The sequence below is a fragment of the Methanobrevibacter thaueri genome (assembly GCF_015062915.1).
Lineage (GTDB): Archaea > Methanobacteriota > Methanobacteria > Methanobacteriales > Methanobacteriaceae > Methanocatella > Methanocatella thaueri_B.
The window spans coordinates 88,339-107,132 of the sequence record NZ_SUTJ01000004.1 but is presented as its reverse complement, the minus strand read 5'-3'; the positions used below and the strand labels follow the sequence as shown (position 1 = coordinate 107,132).

Below are 18,794 nucleotides of genomic sequence, written 5' to 3'. Positions count from 1 at the left end.
ATTTCCCTCTTTTTAACTTTTAAAAACTTGTGCTTGAGCATTTCTTAAGATATGAATGTCATATCCGATTCTGTAACCTTCTTCTTCTGCAAGTTCAGCATAAGCTGAAAGCATTGATAAGTCTCCGTGAGCAGGAATGATATGCTGCGGTTTGAGCATTCTTAAGAATTCCCTGTGGTCTTCTCTTCCAGCGTGTCCGGAAACGTGAGCATTTGGATAGATTCTTGCACCTTTGAGTTTCAATCTCCTTTCCATGATGTGCCTGTTTGCGGCGTTTGTAGGGTTTGGAATGATAGGTGCTGAAATAATAACGTTGTCCCCTTCCTTAATGTTGAATGGAGTTCTGCCACTTGCGATTCTAGGCAGGAGTGCATCAGGTTCACCTTGGTGTCCGGTTGTAACCAACAGGTAGTTTGCACGGTCCTCATCAGCTTTCATCAAAGCCCTGTTGACCGCTTTTGGAGATCCGTAGATGCTTGCATTTTTAGGCAATTTCAATATGCCTAATTTCTGTGCGATTCCACAGAACCTTTCCATGGATCTTCCAAGGAAAAAGATTTCCCTGTGGCTTTTCTTTGCAATGTCTGCAATTGCCTGTACACGTTCAACGTGTGATGAGAATGTTGTGACAATCATTCCGGTTTTCTCATGCAATGGTTCCCTCATTACGTCTTCGAGGATGTTTCTTGCAATTCTTTCGGAATGGGTCTTGACCTCATTGTAGTTTATTGCATTGGTGGTTTCAACTATCAATGCAAGAACGCCCTTATTACCTAACTCCTTAAGCCTTTTATAGTCAGGTGGCGGTGATACTTTTTGGTGATTGTCAAATTTGAAATCAAGCGCGTATACGATTACACCTTCTGAAGTGTGCAATACCGGAAATACTGCTTGTGGAATACTGTGTGTTGATTGAACGAATTCCAAAGTAATATCTTTTGAAAGCTTAACCTTGCTTCCAGGATTCAATACTTTAATAGGGTTTGTTACCTTGAATTTGCGTTCTCCTTTAATCTGTTTTTCAATTAATGCAGCAGTATAAGGTGTTCCAATCAATGGCGCATCATACCTGTGAGCCAATTTTGCAACAGCACCTATATGGTCAAGGTGCCCGTGAGAGAAGACGATTCCTTTTACTTTCCCGTCAACATCCTTCATCAATGTATCATCTGGAATGACTCCCCTTTCGATTAAATCTAAACTGTGCATTCTGTCAATATCAGTGTCCTCGTGCATGCTGATCCTGTCTAGGTGAATTCCCATATCAAAAATAACAACATCATCCCCTATACGTACAGCAGTCATGTTTTTCCCGACTTCCTGATATCCACCTATAGCGATAACTTCAACGCTCATGTTTTATCTCCTTGAATAGTTCTTTGTGTTAATACCTCTTTCGTTTAGCCATTCCCTTGTTTTTCCGCGAATGACTAATCTGGATTGTTTCAATTCTTCAATGTTATTTGCTCCAACTAAAAACATAGCAATTCTTAGTGAATCATTAAATCTGTTAATAAATGTGTTTAAAGCCTCTTGTGAATTGCAATTCTTTAAAAACGGCAATGCCATACCCACTGCATCTGCACCAAGAGCAATAGCTTTTGCGGCCTCAAGACCAGTTCTGATTCCTCCTGAAGAAATTACCGGAACATCAACTGCACTTACAACTTCCGCAGTGCTTATTGCTGTTGGAATTCCCCAGTCCCAGAATATTTCGCCAAGGTACCTGTCCTCTGCACGGTATGTTTCAACGGCTGCCCAGCTTGTACCGCCTGCACCTTCAATGTCAATGAAATCAACGCCGGCATCAACCAAAGTCTTGGCTGATTCAGCGGAAATTCCACAACCGGTTTCCTTAGCCACAACTGGAATGTCAACTGTGTCTGTTATCTTGGCTATGAGGTCAGTGTATCCTCTTGCATCCAAGTCCCCTTCCGGCTGAATTGATTCCTGAAGAGGGTTTAAATGAATAGCCAAAATATCCGCATCCAATATCTCAACTGCCTTTTCAGCAAGGTTCAATTGTGGAGCCCCAATGTTTCCAACAAGCAAACAGTCCGGTGCGTTTTCACGCACTACAGTGTATGTGTCCTCAAGTTCCGGATGTTCACATGCGGCCCTTTGGGATCCTACTCCTAATGCAATGCCATTGTTTTCAGCTGCAATAGCCAATTCCTTATTGACCTTGCGGGCTGCAGGATGGCCTCCTGTAATTGCTGTGATAAATAAAGGTGAATCTAATTTCTTACCGAAAACCTCTGTTGACAAGTCAATCTCGTTTTTATCTATTTCCGGTAAAACATTATGGATCAGTTCTATATCTTCAAATCCAGTAGTCTTGTCTTTAAACTCTACATCATAATTTTCACAAATTAATAAATGCTCTAATTTTCTATCTGAAATCATTTCCTAATTTCCCCTTGAAATTACAGTTCCTTTAACTTCCTTGTCTTCTAGCACTTTGAAAATATTATCTTCAACTTCAGCATTTATTATTTTAGATTCAATTCCTAAATCTGCTAAACTTAAAAGTTCTTTAATTTTCCCGACCATTCCACCGGTCACGTCTACATTTGTGGTTCCTTCCAGGGTATCCAAGTCCTCTAGTGATGAGAACTTTTCAAAAAAGATTGCATCTTCATGTGTTTTAGGATTCTTGTTATAAACACCGTCAACATCAGTTCCCAAAACGACAACGTCCGGATTAAGATTTTTCGCCAAGTACTGAATCAGCTGGTCGCCTGATATGACACAGAACTCCAACTCATCATCCAAAACAACATCCCCATAGATTATAGGGACAAAACCCTTATCCAAGTATCTCCTAAAGAGGTCAAGATCACCCTCGGTGATTCTCTTGTCTGCTGCAGTTATAAAACCAGAAGCGGGAACTGCAATTGCAGGTATTCCTTCATCAATGAAAGCCTCACAAATGAACATGTTAAGCTTTTTGACTTCATTTTGAATCTCACAGAAACCCAATCTCTTTTCCGGATATTGGGACTTGTCGAATTCCTCCCCGATTTTATGTTTCTTGGCAGGAGGATGGCCGAATGAACCGGCACCATGAACGATAATAAGTTCCTTTTCGGAATTGTCGAGAGATCTTTTTATCTCGGATGCAATTCTTTTAAGGCTAGCCGCATCTACTTCACTGCTTTGTGAATCCTTGTTTGTCAGGATGCTTCCGCCAATTTTTAAAATAATCATTAAATCACTTGTAAACCCTTGAAGAAACTCCTTTTCTTGTAAATCTGATTTTTAAAACATGGTCATCACGAGCGATTGCCTGAGCGACTTCATCGACTTTGCCAGGACAAAGCGCAATTATGCTTCCTCCACCACCTGCACCGGTAGTCTTGGAACCGATTGCACCGGCTTCCCTTGCATTATACACCATACGTGACAATTCCAATGTGTTTACACCCAAAACATCCAAGAATCCATGATTAATATTCATCAACTCACCGATTTTGGCGAAATCCCTTTTCAGGATTGCTTGTTTTGCGTAATTGGTAAGATTGCCCATTGAAGTGATTACGGGATTGATGATTTTAGGATTTCTTGTCTTGAGCTTTCTGACATCCTTAACCATCTTGCCAGTGTTTCCATGCTTTGTGGTGTATCCCACAACGAACGGGACATTGAAGTTGACCTTGAAATGCTCAACCTTCTTGTTCCTTGACAGGTAAACGAGTCCCCCGTAAGTGGAAACCAAAGTGTCAAGAGGACTTGCAACGCCCTGAACCGCCTGTTCAACCATATGAGCATCATGAGCAAGTGATTGCTTATTGAAACGAATATTATGATAACGGTATAATGCCGCCAATGTGGCAACTGTAACTGCCGCTGACGAACCCAATCCGGAACCTATAGGCACCTGGGAGTTCAATGTTATGTCAATCGGCGTGTGGTCGTGAACCTTATAAAGAGCTTCTAAAATGTATCTAATAATACCTGGTTTTCCCTTAAGTAGAATATATTTTTTCTCATCTGTAAGTAATTCAGCTTCAAAACCAATATCTGGAGCTCTGAAAATAGTTCTATCGTCTTCAGAATCCTTAACGGTAACATAAGCTCTTTTATTAACAGCACCTGCAATAGCAGGTTCATCATAAACAACAGAGTGTTCTCCAAATAGAATAGTTTTTGCCGGAGCAGAAGCTTTAGCTATCAATTAACTCACCTATCTAAAAATACCTGAAGCATAACCAACCACTGATGTCATGTCCCCGGTAACGTCACCACTGGTCCCATAAGCCAATATGTCACAATCATTCTTGTCACACCGCTTTGAAAGGGAAATTGCAGTCATTACCGCACCATAGCCGCACATTGTGATATTGTACTGAACAACCTCTTCGAAAAGCTTGAACTCGTTCATCTCTCCAATGTCCTCAAGGACAAACCCGTCAACCTTGTTTGCCCTTTCCTGAGTGTTGAAATGAGACAAATCAGTGCTTGCAATAACGCAATATGACCTGTTCAATTTCTTTCCAGCCTCATAAATCGCATTGGCAAGATCGGTTGAAGTAACAAAATCCTGTTTGCCCACTGTAATAGGAACAATCTTAAAATCAGCGGAAAAATATTGTAGGAACGGCAGCTGAACTTCAATACTGTGTTCTCGAAGATGGGCTGTGAATTCAGCAGACGCAATGTCTGAAAACTCAATAATGCTGTCTGCAAACTCCCCATCCACAGGAACGTTTCCCAATGGGGTGATCCATTCGCCCTCATTGAAGATGGAAATTTCACTACCGAATCCAGTATGGTTTGGACTTAAAATTATAAAAACTTCAGGAAAACCATTTTTAACGATTTCGCAATAGCCATGAGAAGCTATTGCACCAGAATATTGATAACCTGCATGCGGAACCATAACGTTGATAGGATACTCTGTACCTTCAAATGATTTCAGTTCAGGTATGTATCCGACGCCGGAATCATCTAGAAAACAGCTTTCAATAAGCCTAACTAGAGTTTCAGGGTCATCCGGATAGAACGCTCCAGCAACAGCAGGTTGTCTTAACATGTTAACTCACTTAAAATTTAAGTTCGAATTCAGTTGCATCAATATCAAGGTCACCGTCTTCTGGGATGTCTCCTCTTTCTCTTAAGATTTGTCTTGCGAGTAACCAGTAAACTAAAGCGATAGCTTTTCTACCTTTGTTGTTTACAGGTACAGCAATATCTACGAAACTGAGTAAGTTTTCAGTATCACATAATGCAATAACTGGAATACCGTTTTGTTTGGATTCTAAGATAGCTTGAGAATCTGATCTTGGGTCAGTTACTACAATGATTTTTGGTTCAATGAATTTAGCGTAATTTGGGTTTGTTAAGGTACCTGGGATGAATCTACCAGGAATGGTTTTAGCGCCGGTTAACTCACCGAATTTTTTAACAGGAGCTTGACCGTATTGACGGGTAGCTACTACCAAAATGTCTTCAGGGTCGTATTTAGCGAGTAATTTTGCGATTTGTCTGATTCTTTCATCAGTTTTTTGAATGTCTAATACATATAAACCGTCAGATCTTACTCTGAAAATGTATTTTTCCATGTCACTAGTCTTTTGCTGGGTACCAATGTGTAATCCAGCAGCTAAATAATTATCTAAGTCTATTAAAAGTTCTTCATTTACCATATTTTCACCTACAATTTAAAAATCATCTTCAATTTGAATACATTCGTTAGGACAAACGTCCATACATACTTCACAATAACTACATTCTTCAGGGTCGACAATTTCAATTTTGTCTCCTTTAAGAACTAATACTTCCATTGGGCAAACGTCAGCACATTCTGCACAGTCAGCACCATCACATTTATCGTAATCTAAAATTACTTTTGACATAATCTAATCTCCAAAATTTTAATTATAATTTACCCATTTTTGAATTTGGAAGTTCTTCCTCTATGCGAATTAACTCATTTAATTTAGCTATTCTCTCACCGCCGATAGCGCCGGTCTTAATCAATGGAGAGTTAAAACCAACAGCCAAGTGAGCAATAGTTTCATCAGTAGTTTCACCAGATCTGTGAGAAACAACCGGCACAATATCATTCTCTTTTGCTAGCTTAACTGTAGCATAAGTTTCGGATAATGAACCAATCTGATTGGGCTTGATAATGATAGCGTTTGCGGCTTTCATTTCAATTCCCTTAGCTAGAAGTTCCTTGTTGGTTACAAACAAATCATCTCCACAGACAAGACATCTGTCACCAACTTTGGCAGTTAATTGAGCGAATCCCTCAAAATCTGATTCATCAAATGGGTCTTCTACATAAAACATTTTATAAGTATCAATGATATCCTTTACGAAATCAATCTGATCTCCGGTATCTCTCTTGATACCATCTTGAGCATAAACGTATTTCTGCTCATTTGCATCCCACAATTCGGATGCTGCCATATCTAAAGCAGGTCGAATTTCAATTCCCAATTCATCCCCAACCTCTTCACATGCTTGGGCTTGAATTTCCAAAGCATCGACGTTGGTTATGTTAGGTACCCATCCGCCTTCATCTCCCTTACCTCCGGTAAAGGCTGAATCTTTAGATTGGATTAGTTCTTTTAACTTTTTGTGAATAGAAGCGTTTGCAAAAATTCCTTCAACAACATTGGATGCTCCAATAGGAACAACCAGGAATTCCTGAATATCGGGAGCATTGACGCCTGCATGAGCACCACCATTCATCATGTTACCTAAAGGATACGGCAATTCATTGGTGAAGTTGCCTCCAAGGTACTGGTAAAGCGGCATGTTGTATGATGCAGCAGCAGCCTTGGCTACAGCAAGTGAAATTGCAACTGTAGTGTTGCCTCCTATAGCGGCCAAATTGTCTGTTCCATCTATCTCTCTAAGCACTTCATCAATTGTTGTGATATCGCATGCATCCATTCCAATAAGCTCGGAAGCAATAAGGTCTTCCATTTCACTTACTACAAGATCCACTCCTCCTTCAGGGAAGGACACCACTTCTCTTGAACCAGTGCTCGCTCCGCTTGGTGCAGCAGCTCTACCGTAACCACCCCAAGTCTTTACATCGACTTCAATGGTCGGGTTCCCCCTGCTGTCCAAAATCTTTCGAACCTGGACGTCTTCTATTATACTATCCAAAAAAACACCTCAGTGTCATTCAATTTATTACCAACCAACCTATACTTTGAAAAAATTAGTAAGTTTCTTTATAGAGTCGTATTGGTATTTACTATTTTTTTTAAATAATTGGAGAAAAATAGATTGAATCTATTCATCTCTAATAACATCTAATGGTAAAACTCCAGCTTTAAGTTCCTCGTAAGCTATATCAATAGGATCTAGGGAGTCTTTAATTTCCACTAAAGGCCTTGCACCCATAGATATTTGAATTGCTCTAGCCCCGAGAAGTCTAGCTCTTTCAAACCTTGTTAATTTTTTTTCAACATCCATGAATATTACTCCATTTTTTAGGCATATATTTTACCAAGATTAGTTTTATCAAGAAAATATCCCTACAATTTGTCTATTCCCAAGTTTCAACGTGGGAAATTAACATTCTTCTACAACAGTATCTTGTTAAACCTAAATCATCTAAAACATCTTTAGACTTTTCACCAGCAGCTACTCTTTTGTTGTATTCATCAAAGTATGCTGATACAGGTTTTCCACAACTTAAGCATCTTATAGGAATCATTTATATCATCTTTTTTAATTTAAATAAAATATAAAAGTACAGATGAGATTATCTGTAACTTTTTTGTTTACGTGCTCTTGCTCCAGGACCACCATATTTTTTAGGTTCTGAACGTCTTGGGTCACCAACTAACATGGTTCTGTCATAGTGAGTGAATTTTTCTTTTAAATCCATATCTTGAGACCATTGAACGAGTCCTTTTGCAATTACCATACGTGCAGCTTCAGCTTGACCCATTACTCCACCACCAATAACATGGATATTGATATCCACTTCGTTAGCTAAGTCTCCAGCTAAGGTTAATGGTTCTTGTAATTTTAAGTTAGCAAGCTCAGGAGAGTAGAGTTCTAAAGGAACTTTGTTGATTCTTACTTTACCGGTTCCTTCGCGAACAGTACCTCTTGCGATAGCTGTTTTACGTTTTCCACTAGTATGAATAACTTTAACCATAATTACACATCCATTTATCTAAAAGGTAGCTCCTAAAAGTTTGGAGATTTCTCCTAACTCGATACCTTTTTTAAGATCTCCGTATTCTGCTTCAGGAACTGCAGTGAGTTCAGCATCAGCATATTCAGCAGGAACACCTACGAAAGCTTTTAAGCCTTTGTATGCTGTTTTACCTTTGGATTTTTTGAAAGGTAACATTCCTCTTACAGTTCTTCTAAATATGTCGTCAGGTCTTCTAGGATATTTAGGACCTAAGTCACGAGGGTTAGAGATACTTGCTCTGTCCACTCTTTGTTTGTATTTAGCATAAGCCCAATCCTTGTTACCGGTTAACATGATTTTTTCAGCATTAAGAATTACTACTTCTTCGCCTTCTAAGAGATTTTTACTAGTGATACTAGCTAATCTTCCTAAAACGCATCCTTCTCCATCTATAATCATCATAACACACATCCCCTATTCCATAATCCTGATGTTTGATCCTTTAGGATTACTTTCCATAATTTCTTCGATTGAGATGCATTCTCCGCCAGCAGCTGCGATTTTTTCTTGTGCTTTAGCTGAGAATTTTAATGCTACAACATCTACTTTGTTTTCCAAATCACCGTTTGATAAAACTTTACCAGGTACTAAAACAGTTTCGCCTTCTTCAGCGTATCTTGCGATGTCTGATAAATTTACTTCAGCAGTTCTTCTGTTTGACCTTTCAAGTCTTTGTGCAACATCTTTCCAAATAGCTGCATCTTCATTTCTTGATTGTTCATAAAGTTTATTAATAAGTTCAATAAGGTTAGGATTTGTTTTTACTACTTTCTTAACCATTATTTACTTCCTCCTTCTTCACTAAATCTGATAAACTTATCCGCTTTTTCACCTAATACGTCACAAGCTTTTAATAAAACTTCTTTAGGAGGCATTGCACCGTCAGTTTCGATTCTGAAAATGAAATCGTTTTCACGGTATCCGACATTAATGTAGCCGTTGTCTGAAGCTCTTACACAGCTTTTACACATGGCACAGTTTTCGATGTCTAAGATTTTGATTTCTTTAGATCTTCTATCGGATTTCAAAATACCTCTTGGACATGCTTGAGCACAGTCGTAATCGATTTCGACATCATCATTGAATGTTATTTCAGGATATTGCTTGTAAGCGCACACGGTAGTTGGCATCCATTTAGCATGTTCCTTTCCGTATCCGACTTTTGCAACCGCTTCAATGTTGATCTCTTCGCCTTCTTTAAGTTTTACTAAAGGTATAGTGTCGTAAACTGGTTTAATTTTTGAGTCTGAAGATATTAAATCCTTGGAGTATACTGTTTTTGGTCCTTCTTCATTCAAATGGAACATGATTCCATTGGTGTAGTCATCCCAGTCATCGTCTTCAGGTAATGACATTCCTTCGAGAGCATCCAAATCAGAAACTAAAGGAGTTAAACCGAGTCTATGAGCAAGTACCTCATTAAACATTGCAGAATCATTTTTGATGATATTAACATCTTCAATAGCTATTTTTGGAACGTTGACCATTGCAACCCTTCTGATAGCATTGATGAAAGGCACTTCTGCATCACGTACGATGAAAACAATTTCATCATCACTTTGACTTCTTACTTCTATCTCCATATTAAACCCTTCCGCTTATACTCTTCTTCCTCTCTTACCACCAGGTCTTCCAGTACCGTCGTGAGGAATAGGAGTGATATCTTCGATTTTTCCTATTTTAATTCCAGCTCTTGCTAAAGCACGGATAGTAGCTTGTGCACCAGGTCCTGGACTTCTTGGTCCATTTCCACCAGGAGCTCTTACTTTAATATGTAATCCAACAAATCCTTTTTCTTTAGCGTCATCAGCGATTCTGGTTGCTGCTGCCATTGCTGCGAATGGTGAAGCTTGTTGCCTGTCTGCACGAACAACTTTACCACCAGACCATTGTGAAATAGTTTCAGCACCAGTGATGTCTGTTACAGTAATAATAGTGTTGTTAAATGATGAGTAAATATTAGCTATACCCCATTTTTCATCTTTTGCCATAGTTACACCCTTTATTCCTCTGTATTAGCTTTATTATCCTTTGCTTTGTTGTACTCTTCAATTTGTTTTGCTACAGGTGAAGAACGGTAGAAACCGATTTGATCTTCTTGACCGTCTAAAACTACATAGCTTGGTGAGTTGATTTTTTTACCATTTAATGCTATGTGACCGTGTACAACGAACATTCTTGCTTCTTTAGGAGTACGAGCTAAACCTTTCTTATATACAATAGTTTGTAATCTTCTTCTTAAGATATCTTCAACGTTTAAGTCAAGAATATCTTCGAGAGCAGCACCTTCTGGCAAAACACCGGTTCTAGCTAAGTGTCCTAATAATTGTAATTTTTCTTTTACCATTTGATCAGTATCGAAACCAAGTAAGTATCTTGCTTCCCTACTGTATCTTCTGACTAAAGTATCAGCTTTCCAAATTTCTTTTTTGTTTTTAAGACCGTATTTAGTCATTAATTTATTTTCATTTTTAATTCTTTCCGCATTCCAAGGATGTGGTGGTGTATTATACTTTTTCCTTGATTTTCTAGGTTGTCCCATTAAAACATCTCCTTAAAAATTGAATTTCAATAATTTAATTTATAAAAAAAGCTCTTGCCTATCCTCTTGAACGTTTTACACCAACTGAAGAACTTTTTCTGAAAGTAGATTTGGTTCTTTGACCTCTAACAGGTAAACCAACTTCGTGTCTTCTACCTTTGTAGCTTCTGGTCTTTTTCATTCTGTTCAAATCATCCCTTAAGGTCATGTCAAGATCTGATTCGATTAAGTGAATGTCGTCACCAGTTTCGTAGTCTTCCCTTCTGTTTAACATCCATGATGGGATATCGAACTTTTGAGGGTTTTCTAAAATTTCTTCAATTTTTAAAACATCTTCGTCAGCAATGTATCCAATTTTAGCATCTAAATCTAAGTCTAAAACGCGACAGATAGTTTTAGATAAAGAGATTCCAACACCTTTGATTTCAGTCAAAGCATGTTCAATGGTTTTGTTACCATTAACGTCCTTTCTTGAAATACGTACTAAATGTTTGAATTCGTCTTCCATTAAATAACCTCCATTTATAGAGCGAACCTACGAGACGTAAAATATAGATTCGAATGTTTTGAATTTCAAAACACAGTTTTTTTCAACAGTTATAAACTTAGCCTATTGGCTAAGAGTGCAATAAATATCAGTTTAACAAGTATTTTTATAAATTATCAAAAAAATATAGTTAAAAACTAATAAACGCCGAGACTGGGATTTGAACCCAGGAGGGCTGAACGCCCACGAGATTTCCAGTCTCGCGCCTTACCAGGCTAGACTATCTCGGCATTAAAATAGTTAGCAATACTTGTCCATCATATTGTCTAGAATAATATGATAAAATAATATTTAATTGTCAACCTATATAAAGGTTTGCTTAAAACTAAGATTTTAATAAAAAATGCTATTCTCATGAAATATTATATTTTTCATGGTTATTAAATCAAATGGCAAATTATATTTTATACCTTAATATATTATTAATTAGGTGATATAATGGATATCCTATTTATAATAATAATGGTAATACTGGTTATTTTTGTTATAGTGACATTCGTGCACATGTACAATAACCTGGTTGGACTTAGAAACCGCGTGAAAAACAGCTATGCGCAAATAGATGTTCAACTTAAAAGAAGAAACGACCTGATACCTAACCTTGTCGAAACCGTTAAGGGCTATGCTGCTCATGAAAAAGGTGTTCTTGAAGAAGTGACAAAAGCCAGGACAGGAGTCATGAACGCAACAAGCATTGAGGAAACAAGCGCTGCGGACAATCAGTTGACCGGAGCATTGAAAACACTGTTTGCTGTTGCTGAAAACTACCCTGACTTAAAGGCAAACAGCAATTTCCAACAATTGCAAACTGAATTAAGCGAAACCGAAGACAAAATCGCTTATGCAAGACAGTTCTACAATGATGTTGTCTTGAAATACAACAACGCTTGCCAACAATTCCCAAGCAGCCTCATGGCAAAAATCTTTAGATTTAAGGAAGAAACCTACTTCGAAGCTCCTGCAAGTGAAACAGCCGTGCCGGAAGTGAAATTTGAGTAGGTGAATTATATGAATGTTAAAAACACATTTATTATAATTCTACTTTTTTTATTATTATTTTCAACCCTAAGCGCAGTAACCGCAGATGACGACAGAAGCTACACAATAGATCAAGCATTCATTGACCTGACAGTTGGAAGTAACGGCCTATTGCATGTGGAGGAGGAGTACGATTACTCTTTTGACGGCTCATTCAACGGAGTCTATCGAGACATTCCCCTGAAGCCTGGAGAAAGCATAGACAACATTGAGGTTTACGCCGAGGGAGCCTATCCCGTACTTAAGCAAAGCGATGAGGACGGTAAAAAGCATCTGAAAATCTATCTCTACTCCGATGCTGCCCATACAAGAGGCATCAGCGACTGTGACGTTAAAGTCCACATTCATTATGACATGAAAAATGTCGTAACCCTTTTCAATGATGTTGGAGGACTCCAATACAAGCTCTGGGGAGACGAATGGGATGTTGGAGTCGAAGAGGTTAATGTTAATGTCAAGCTGCCCGGCAAGACCGGCAACGAGTACTTCCTGAACCCGCAGGAATTCAACGTTACAAGTGACCTGAAAGGCAACACAATTACAGCAACCACAACATCAATTCCTGAAGGGGACTTCTATGAAATTCTTGTCCTTATGCCGTTGGACGATTTTGATGATGCAACCTATGCAAAGCATGTGAACCGTGACGGGCGTGACATGATCATGAAGAATCTTGAGAACAGCGTCAACGGACGCAACTTTTGGAACACAACATACCTGATTTTAGGATTGCTTTCAATACTGAGTCCTGTCGGTGCCGTGGTGACCTATCTGAAATATGGAAGGGAGCCTAAGGTGGAATATGACGGAATCTATGAGCGAGACCTGCCGACAAATGACCCGCCAGAAGTGATCAATGCATTGATTGAGGACAGGACAGACCTTGGAACCCCTAATATGAAGGGCTTTGAAGCGTCAATCATGAACCTCATCGACAAGAAGGCATTCAGACTGTTCCAGGAAGCGGATGTTGACACAGAACTTAACGATTTGATTTTAACATTCAACAATGAGAAGTTTTCCGAGTTAAGCACAAGCGAACAGATAGTGTTCAACACCTTGAAGCATTTCTCCCAAAACAATACACTGAATCTTTCCGCATTGAATTCCCAATTGTCTTCTGAAACCAATGCAAAATGGTTCATGAGCCAGTTTGAACACTGGGAAGAAACAGTTAAGGACCAGATAAACCTGCCGGAATACTTTGATGACAGGGGTTCAACAGCAATAGCCGCAATTTCAATAGGTGGCCTTGCCTTTGGAGCGATTATTGCAATATTGGGTTTCACAACAGAACTTAAAAGTGGAGTGTTCGCACTTGTTGGCGGCATATTACTCATCATAATTTCATTAGTTCTGATGCGTCTTAACGAGGATATTTTTGGAAGATGGACTGAAAATGGTAGGACCTTCTATCTTAAATGGAGAAACTTCAAGAAGTTCTTGAAGGACAACAGTTTAATTAACGAACACCCTCCGGAATCAATAGTTGTCTGGAGGAAGTACCTGATTTATGGTGCGGCTCTTGGAATAGCTGACAAGGTCTATGAGAACATGAAACTCCAGGTTCCAAATTACCTGGATTATGAAGATGATTTGTTCATGTATCATTACTATGGCGGTTATGGCCTGATGTATTCCGCATTCAGAACAGGTGAAAGTGCTGCAAATCCTTCATCCGACTCAGGAGGCTTCGGCGGCCTTGGAGGAGGATCAGGAGGTGGAGGCGGTGGAGCGTTCTAGCTTCCCACTTCCTTTTTCTTTTTTAATATAAAATAATTTTTCCATCACACACTAGAACGGCAAGCTTGCATACTTAGCGTGAATGTGATATGACTTGGTGTTCCAATTGGCAATCTTTCCAAGGGAATTCCTGTAGCTGGTCGCATCGGCGCAGACCCAGTTCTTTCCGATTAGCACCTGAGTCCATACATGGCCTGTGGTTCCACTGTAAGGGAACTTGCACACTCCATGGACATATCTTGCCTTTAAACCTGCAGTCCTGAACATTGAAACCAGCAAGTGTGAATGATCGACACAGTTACCTCTCATATACTTCAATGTTTTTGTTGCACCGTATTTAGTGTCATAATAGTAGCTGTAGCCAAGGTTGTCCCTTACCCAATTGAATATTGCCCTTGCCTTGTCCACTTTGGACTTCTTGCCTTTAGTCAGGGATTTAACCAGTTTCTTGATTGCCTTAGTTCCGACCTTACAGTGGCTGGATGATTTAATATATGACTTGAGGTATGAAATGGTGTTCTTCTGGTTTATACCATTCTTATACGTTGACAGCTTAACCTTAATTGTTTTTGATGAGGCACTAGGTGCAAAGTCATTGCTTCCGAGGAATTTGAATGAAACCTTATAATGACCTATTGCAACGCTTGTCTTGACTGTTGCATATCCTTTGGAATCGGTTTTTGCATAATAGGATTCGCCGTCGATTGTCAATTTAACGCTTTTGCCTAAAATCGGATTCCCATTTGAATCCCTCACCAATATCTTGAAAGCCTGCCAGGCGTCCTTGAAGGTTTTTGGACTTTTCCAGGTTACTTTCGATGGTTCCCTTTTGAATACGTCAATAAAGCTTGAACCGGATGTGCCGTCAACCTTAGAGTCGCCCTCAGCCTCATAGCTAACTTCATATTTTCCAATATCCAAGTCAATCGGCAGATACACCAGTCCCTTATTGTCGGTGGTTTCAGTGTAAGTGATACCATTCAAAGTAATGGAAACGCTTTTCTTGGCCAATGGAACGCCACCTGCAGTGTAGGCGACCGTTAGGGATGAGCCCGCACCATAACCGAAACTGGTTATGCCCTTAACATTCAGTTCTGTGGTTCTGGTATCAAGTATTGTCAATAGCCTTGTTGAACTTGCCTTTTTGAAGTATTTGGTTCCATCATAAGTGTATTGGACCTTGTAAAGACCCTTTTTTAAAGCCGGAAGGTTAAAAGTAACCATACCCTTAGAGTCTGTTTTTTTGTAATATGTTTTTCCGTTGACCTTTATCTTAATGACCTTTCCAATGTTTGAATAGTCATTCAAAGCGGTTGACAGCTTAACCTTGATGGTTTTTGTCTGATTTGTATAGTATGTGTAATCCCATGCGGTCAGTTTGGTGGATGCCTTTTTCTTGAACACCTTGATTTTATAGGTTTTGGTTAATCCGTTATTGTAACAGGTTACATAATATGTTCCCTTTTTAAGCTTTTTGACAGGCAAGCTAACTTTTCCAGCAGCATTTGTCTTATACTTTTTAGTCTTTCCCTTGAATTTGATTTTAACATATTTTTTGGTTAAGGCTTTTCCGTTGCTAGTAAAAAACTTAACCGTGAATTTCCTGCCGTCACCTTCAACCTTGTTCAGGTTGCTTGAGCTGATTGTTGACAATATCCTGAAGGTGGTTGTCATCTTATAACCTGTGATTGGATCTGTTGCAATAACCTTATAGGTTCCTGGTTTTAGGTTAACCGCCAAGCTGACAACACCCTTACTGTTGGTTTTTGCAGTGTATGACTTTCCGTTGACACTAATTGCAACATTTCTGTTTGCCAATGGATTGCCCAGACTGTCATAGAAAGTTGCAGTGTATTTTGTGCCTCCCTTGTAATATTTAGTTATATCCTTAGATGTGACTGTTGGAAGTATTGAAAAAGTGGAGGTGAAATTGCTGGACTCAAATAGCTCATCCCCGTCAAAATATGCTGATACACTATATTTTCCAGGTGTTAAATTCAAGTTTAGCCCTGCAATGCCTGAAATTCCAGTAACGATTGTATAATTAACGTCGTTTATAACTAAACGGATTTGCTTGCCTTCAAGACTATTGTTGGTATTTGAATCCTTCAAGGAAACATTATAATCCCCATAATAGTAGATATTATCGGATTGCGGTGCTAACTCTGTACTGTTTTTAGCCTTATCATTTGAAAAATCTTCTGCTAAAGCATCCAAGTTTGAATCAATTGTTAGAGTTTCATTAGCATTAATGCTTGCTACTGTTGAGTTAACATCCCCTGCTTGAATCGCAGTGATTGAAAAAATAAGAATTAATACAAAAAATATCGGTAGAACAAATCTTTTGTTCAAAATTAATAACCTCCAACTCTAACTTTCATATAATAATATAACTGAAAAATTAAATATAAAGTTTTTGGATATTCAAAAATAAATTACAAAGGGAGAAAATAGACAGGCGAATTTAAAAAAGTTTAGGAATTCACCCATCTAGGTTAATCGAGTATCAAAAGTACTTAAAAGTACAAGTAAATATATAAAACTATCCATATATAAAGTTTTTCGCAAGCAAGTGCTCACTTGCATTCTTATATGTTAAATAAATTAATAAAAATAGTTTAATTGAAAATTAAAGTAATATAAGTTTGAATATTAAAAATTAAATGAGTTTAAGTGGAAAAATTATTTCCAAAACCTTGGATATGTATCAGGTTTCATGAAAACCTTATTGACATTGACGGCAAACCCACTGTCCGCATCCAAAATCTCATTAGAAGTCAATAATGAATTTCCAGCACCGACCAACTCTCCCTTGAGAGTTTCAATAGCCACAATATCATTTTTCTGGATACTGTCCGCCAGTTCAACAATACCACCATTGGCAAGATCCGCACCATGGCAAACCGCATCAACGGCTGAGTCCTTTATGATAATCTTTGGAAGGTAATCTGCAGCCCTTTCCATTGGCATTATTGAGTTGCGCAGGAATGACTCATCACCATCTTCCTTCCAGAAGTGATATGCATCGGTAACATCCTGCAATGTCACCAGATTGTTCTTTTCATTAAATGAACCGACTTGTGTTCTTCTAAGCTCTGCCATATGTGCTCCTACACCCAATGCCTCACCTATATTGTGGCAATAGGTTCTGACATATGTTCCGGCTTCACAACCAATCCTGAAAAGCACGTCACGACCTTCTATCTCATAGATTGTTGAATAGTAAATGTTACGGGTTCTCATTTCACGTTTCACTGCACTTTTAACAGGAGGCAATTGGAAAATCTTTCCTGTAAATTCAGCGAAAACTTCACGAATCCTTTCCTCATCAACATCCTGATGGAAAGTCAAAAGACAGACATACTCCTTTGGAGCGGTCAATAACAGTTGTATTGCACGGGTTGCATCATTAAGTCCCACTGGTAAAATACCAGTAACCTTAGGGTCAAGTGTCCCTCCGTGACCGGATTTTTCCAGGTTTAATATGCGTTTAACCCAAGAGTCTATTTCATGAGATGTCGGTCCGGATGGCTTGTCCAAATTGATAACACCATGAGAAATGTATTCTTCAATCGGCCTGTCTTCAGGCTTGCAGCCGAAATCAGGAGAAGTGAATCCTTCAGATTTTTTAACCATATTGAATTTCATGAAAAAGTACCCTTAAAAAAATAGTAAATAAAAAAAGTTATGAATAATTTTTTTTAATTATTCATTGAATTTTATAAGTCAGCTAAAGCTGCTTTGATAGATTCTGCATCACCAGAAACATCGATGGAATCTGCAGTTGGTTCTAAGTGAGCGATGTTACATCTTCTGTTTTTAACAGCTTCACCAATAACTTCTACATAGTTTTCATCGATAATTTCAACGATTGCGCATTTTTCGCCTGCTTCTCTACCAGCAGTTTTAACACATACTCTACCTACTTCGATTGATGCCATTTATATCACCTTTAATGTTTGAATAATGATTTCTGATACGCTTTCAGGATCGAAGGTATCAGTATTTATAATTAAGTCATAGATATCCATATTGCTGATGTCAATGTTATGGATTTCCATGTACCTTAAGGCTTCGCTCTCTTCACGAATGATTATTTCATCTTTTGCTATTTCAACAGTTTTTTCTTCCCTTTCAGCAATTCTTTGTGAACGAACATCAAAAGGAGTCACCAACCATAGTCGCAAGTCGGCATTGTCCACAAAGTATGCGGATAATCTTCCTTCGACAATGAGGTTTTCTGCTTCCTTAGCTTTTTGAGCTTGCCTTTTGTCTATTTCTTTATCAATATCATCATTACCTTCAGCAAATTCACTGAATTCAAGAACGCTCATTCCTTTTTCCGCAGCCATTTCCCTAAAGACAAAACCTGCAGAGATGTATGGAATATCCAGTTTTTCTGAGAGTAACTCAGCAGTGGTTGTTGTTCCGGTTCCAGCTAATCCGCCGATAGTAATTATCATTATTTTCTAGCCTCTTGTTTGAAAAGTTTACGAGCACAGCTTGAACATAAGTAACCACCGTAAGGACGGTTAGGTCTTTTAGCTGTTTTTGATAATTTTCCAATTTCATATGGACGTCCACGAGGAACACCATGTAAGACTGCACCACACTCAGCACAAACATGCTTAGATGGTTTTTTCTTTTTGTATCTTAAAACATTTTCCCCTCCGGGAGTGTTTTTGCGAACTCTTTTATATGATCTTGATCTAAACCTATTTGCAGGCATTTAATCACCTTAAATTAATTTT

The 18,794-nt window shown here is 38.6% G+C and carries 24 protein-coding genes and 1 tRNA gene; 2 read left to right on the top strand and 23 right to left on the bottom strand.

Annotated features, from left to right (window positions below; genetic code table 11):
- Positions 1-12 precede the first annotated feature (12 nt).
- The 18 genes from E7Z78_RS04245 to E7Z78_RS04160 form a co-directional block, all read right to left on the bottom strand.
- Positions 13-1,356 carry an RNase J family beta-CASP ribonuclease gene (locus E7Z78_RS04245; protein WP_303723932.1) on the bottom strand — a complete coding sequence of 448 codons (1,344 nt, stop codon included), beginning with the start codon at positions 1,354-1,356 and terminating at the stop codon, positions 13-15.
- Positions 1,357-1,359: 3 nt separating this feature from the next.
- Positions 1,360-2,406: a type 2 isopentenyl-diphosphate Delta-isomerase gene (fni, locus tag E7Z78_RS04240; RefSeq protein ID WP_303723931.1), complete on the bottom strand. Its 1,047-nt coding sequence runs from the start codon at positions 2,404-2,406 to the stop codon at positions 1,360-1,362.
- A gap of 3 nt (positions 2,407-2,409) precedes the next feature.
- Positions 2,410-3,210, bottom strand: a complete 801-nt coding sequence (locus E7Z78_RS04235) for an isopentenyl phosphate kinase (RefSeq protein ID WP_303723930.1) — start codon at positions 3,208-3,210, stop codon at positions 2,410-2,412.
- Between the two features lie 4 nt (positions 3,211-3,214).
- Complete coding sequence (gene mvk / locus E7Z78_RS04230) at positions 3,215-4,177, bottom strand: mevalonate kinase (protein WP_303723929.1); 963 nt, start codon at positions 4,175-4,177, stop codon at positions 3,215-3,217.
- 9 nt (positions 4,178-4,186) lie between these two features.
- Entirely contained in the window at positions 4,187-5,035 is an 849-nt protein-coding gene (gene amrB / locus E7Z78_RS04225; protein ID WP_303723928.1) for an AmmeMemoRadiSam system protein B, read from the bottom strand.
- Positions 5,036-5,045: 10 nt separating this feature from the next.
- Positions 5,046-5,648, bottom strand: coding sequence for a 30S ribosomal protein S2 (gene rpsB, locus E7Z78_RS04220; RefSeq protein ID WP_303723927.1), 603 nt, complete (start codon positions 5,646-5,648; stop codon positions 5,046-5,048).
- A gap of 15 nt (positions 5,649-5,663) precedes the next feature.
- A complete protein-coding gene (locus E7Z78_RS04215; RefSeq protein ID WP_116591299.1) occupies positions 5,664-5,858 on the bottom strand; it encodes a 4Fe-4S binding protein in 195 nt (64 codons plus the stop codon).
- A 22-nt stretch (positions 5,859-5,880) separates the two neighbouring features.
- Positions 5,881-7,125, bottom strand: a complete 1,245-nt coding sequence (gene eno, locus E7Z78_RS04210) for a phosphopyruvate hydratase (protein WP_303723926.1) — start codon at positions 7,123-7,125, stop codon at positions 5,881-5,883.
- A gap of 129 nt (positions 7,126-7,254) precedes the next feature.
- Positions 7,255-7,437, bottom strand: a complete 183-nt coding sequence (locus E7Z78_RS04205; protein WP_303723925.1) for a DNA-directed RNA polymerase subunit K — start codon at positions 7,435-7,437, stop codon at positions 7,255-7,257.
- Between the two features lie 73 nt (positions 7,438-7,510).
- Positions 7,511-7,681, bottom strand: coding sequence for a DNA-directed RNA polymerase subunit N (locus tag E7Z78_RS04200; RefSeq protein ID WP_042694539.1), 171 nt, complete (start codon positions 7,679-7,681; stop codon positions 7,511-7,513).
- A 48-nt stretch (positions 7,682-7,729) separates the two neighbouring features.
- Positions 7,730-8,131, bottom strand: coding sequence for a 30S ribosomal protein S9 (locus tag E7Z78_RS04195; RefSeq protein WP_303723924.1), 402 nt, complete (start codon positions 8,129-8,131; stop codon positions 7,730-7,732).
- An 18-nt stretch (positions 8,132-8,149) separates the two neighbouring features.
- Complete coding sequence (locus E7Z78_RS04190; RefSeq protein WP_287411725.1) at positions 8,150-8,572, bottom strand: 50S ribosomal protein L13; 423 nt, start codon at positions 8,570-8,572, stop codon at positions 8,150-8,152.
- 15 nt (positions 8,573-8,587) lie between these two features.
- On the bottom strand, positions 8,588-8,953 hold the full coding sequence (locus E7Z78_RS04185; RefSeq protein WP_303723923.1) for a 50S ribosomal protein L18e: 366 nt from the start codon (positions 8,951-8,953) through the stop codon (positions 8,588-8,590).
- Positions 8,953-9,756, bottom strand: a complete 804-nt coding sequence (locus tag E7Z78_RS04180; RefSeq protein ID WP_303723922.1) for a DNA-directed RNA polymerase subunit D — start codon at positions 9,754-9,756, stop codon at positions 8,953-8,955. The genes E7Z78_RS04185 and E7Z78_RS04180 overlap by 1 nt, the downstream gene beginning before the upstream one ends.
- 15 nt (positions 9,757-9,771) lie before the next feature.
- Entirely contained in the window at positions 9,772-10,164 is a 393-nt protein-coding gene (locus E7Z78_RS04175; RefSeq protein ID WP_069574667.1) for a 30S ribosomal protein S11, read from the bottom strand.
- Positions 10,165-10,175: 11 nt separating this feature from the next.
- Entirely contained in the window at positions 10,176-10,715 is a 540-nt protein-coding gene (locus tag E7Z78_RS04170; RefSeq protein WP_303723921.1) for a 30S ribosomal protein S4, read from the bottom strand.
- A 58-nt stretch (positions 10,716-10,773) separates the two neighbouring features.
- Positions 10,774-11,223: a 30S ribosomal protein S13 gene (locus tag E7Z78_RS04165; protein WP_303723920.1), complete on the bottom strand. Its 450-nt coding sequence runs from the start codon at positions 11,221-11,223 to the stop codon at positions 10,774-10,776.
- Between the two features lie 184 nt (positions 11,224-11,407).
- A tRNA-Ser gene (locus tag E7Z78_RS04160) sits at positions 11,408-11,492 on the bottom strand.
- A 208-nt stretch (positions 11,493-11,700) separates the two neighbouring features.
- Between E7Z78_RS04160 and E7Z78_RS04155 the strand changes: the two genes are divergently transcribed.
- Complete coding sequence (locus tag E7Z78_RS04155; protein ID WP_303723919.1) at positions 11,701-12,261, top strand: LemA family protein; 561 nt, start codon at positions 11,701-11,703, stop codon at positions 12,259-12,261.
- 9 nt (positions 12,262-12,270) lie between these two features.
- A complete protein-coding gene (locus E7Z78_RS04150; RefSeq protein ID WP_303723918.1) occupies positions 12,271-14,043 on the top strand; it encodes a DUF2207 domain-containing protein in 1,773 nt (590 codons plus the stop codon).
- Positions 14,044-14,094: 51 nt separating this feature from the next.
- Here the strand turns inward: E7Z78_RS04150 and E7Z78_RS04145 are convergent, their stop codons facing one another.
- From E7Z78_RS04145 to E7Z78_RS04125, 5 genes are all read right to left on the bottom strand, one after another.
- Positions 14,095-16,395: a transglutaminase domain-containing protein gene (locus E7Z78_RS04145; protein ID WP_303723917.1), complete on the bottom strand. Its 2,301-nt coding sequence runs from the start codon at positions 16,393-16,395 to the stop codon at positions 14,095-14,097.
- Between the two features lie 330 nt (positions 16,396-16,725).
- A complete protein-coding gene (locus tag E7Z78_RS04140) occupies positions 16,726-17,679 on the bottom strand; it encodes an RNA-guided pseudouridylation complex pseudouridine synthase subunit Cbf5 (protein WP_394354859.1) in 954 nt (317 codons plus the stop codon).
- 83 nt (positions 17,680-17,762) lie between these two features.
- The gene (locus E7Z78_RS04135; RefSeq protein ID WP_303723915.1) at positions 17,763-17,984 is read right to left on the bottom strand and encodes a 50S ribosomal protein L14e; all 222 of its coding nucleotides are present in this window, start codon (positions 17,982-17,984) and stop codon (positions 17,763-17,765) included.
- Positions 17,985-18,506, bottom strand: a complete 522-nt coding sequence (gene cmk / locus E7Z78_RS04130; RefSeq protein WP_303723914.1) for a (d)CMP kinase — start codon at positions 18,504-18,506, stop codon at positions 17,985-17,987.
- A complete protein-coding gene (locus E7Z78_RS04125; RefSeq protein WP_303723913.1) occupies positions 18,506-18,772 on the bottom strand; it encodes a 50S ribosomal protein L34e in 267 nt (88 codons plus the stop codon). Before E7Z78_RS04125 ends, cmk begins: the two co-directional genes overlap by 1 nt.
- Positions 18,773-18,794: the final 22 nt, after the last annotated feature.

Coding starts and splice junctions, on each gene's coding strand:
- E7Z78_RS04245 (WP_303723932.1), bottom strand. CDS start 1,356: ATGAGCGTTGAAGTTATCGCTATAGGTGGATATCAGGAAGTCGGGAAA.
- fni (WP_303723931.1), bottom strand. CDS start 2,406: ATGATTTCAGATAGAAAATTAGAGCATTTATTAATTTGTGAAAATTAT.
- E7Z78_RS04235 (WP_303723930.1), bottom strand. CDS start 3,210: ATGATTATTTTAAAAATTGGCGGAAGCATCCTGACAAACAAGGATTCA.
- amrB (WP_303723928.1), bottom strand. CDS start 5,035: ATGTTAAGACAACCTGCTGTTGCTGGAGCGTTCTATCCGGATGACCCT.
- rpsB (WP_303723927.1), bottom strand. CDS start 5,648: ATGGTAAATGAAGAACTTTTAATAGACTTAGATAATTATTTAGCTGCT.
- E7Z78_RS04215 (WP_116591299.1), bottom strand. CDS start 5,858: ATGTCAAAAGTAATTTTAGATTACGATAAATGTGATGGTGCTGACTGT.
- E7Z78_RS04205 (WP_303723925.1), bottom strand. CDS start 7,437: ATGGATGTTGAAAAAAAATTAACAAGGTTTGAAAGAGCTAGACTTCTC.
- E7Z78_RS04200 (WP_042694539.1), bottom strand. CDS start 7,681: ATGATTCCTATAAGATGCTTAAGTTGTGGAAAACCTGTATCAGCATAC.
- E7Z78_RS04195 (WP_303723924.1), bottom strand. CDS start 8,131: ATGGTTAAAGTTATTCATACTAGTGGAAAACGTAAAACAGCTATCGCA.
- E7Z78_RS04190 (WP_287411725.1), bottom strand. CDS start 8,572: ATGATTATAGATGGAGAAGGATGCGTTTTAGGAAGATTAGCTAGTATC.
- E7Z78_RS04185 (WP_303723923.1), bottom strand. CDS start 8,953: ATGGTTAAGAAAGTAGTAAAAACAAATCCTAACCTTATTGAACTTATT.
- E7Z78_RS04180 (WP_303723922.1), bottom strand. CDS start 9,756: ATGGAGATAGAAGTAAGAAGTCAAAGTGATGATGAAATTGTTTTCATC.
- E7Z78_RS04175 (WP_069574667.1), bottom strand. CDS start 10,164: ATGGCAAAAGATGAAAAATGGGGTATAGCTAATATTTACTCATCATTT.
- E7Z78_RS04170 (WP_303723921.1), bottom strand. CDS start 10,715: ATGGGACAACCTAGAAAATCAAGGAAAAAGTATAATACACCACCACAT.
- E7Z78_RS04165 (WP_303723920.1), bottom strand. CDS start 11,223: ATGGAAGACGAATTCAAACATTTAGTACGTATTTCAAGAAAGGACGTT.
- E7Z78_RS04155 (WP_303723919.1), top strand. CDS start 11,701: ATGGATATCCTATTTATAATAATAATGGTAATACTGGTTATTTTTGTT.
- E7Z78_RS04150 (WP_303723918.1), top strand. CDS start 12,271: ATGAATGTTAAAAACACATTTATTATAATTCTACTTTTTTTATTATTA.
- E7Z78_RS04140 (WP_394354859.1), bottom strand. CDS start 17,679: ATGGTTAAAAAATCTGAAGGATTCACTTCTCCTGATTTCGGCTGCAAG.
- E7Z78_RS04135 (WP_303723915.1), bottom strand. CDS start 17,984: ATGGCATCAATCGAAGTAGGTAGAGTATGTGTTAAAACTGCTGGTAGA.
- cmk (WP_303723914.1), bottom strand. CDS start 18,506: ATGATAATTACTATCGGCGGATTAGCTGGAACCGGAACAACAACCACT.
- E7Z78_RS04125 (WP_303723913.1), bottom strand. CDS start 18,772: ATGCCTGCAAATAGGTTTAGATCAAGATCATATAAAAGAGTTCGCAAA.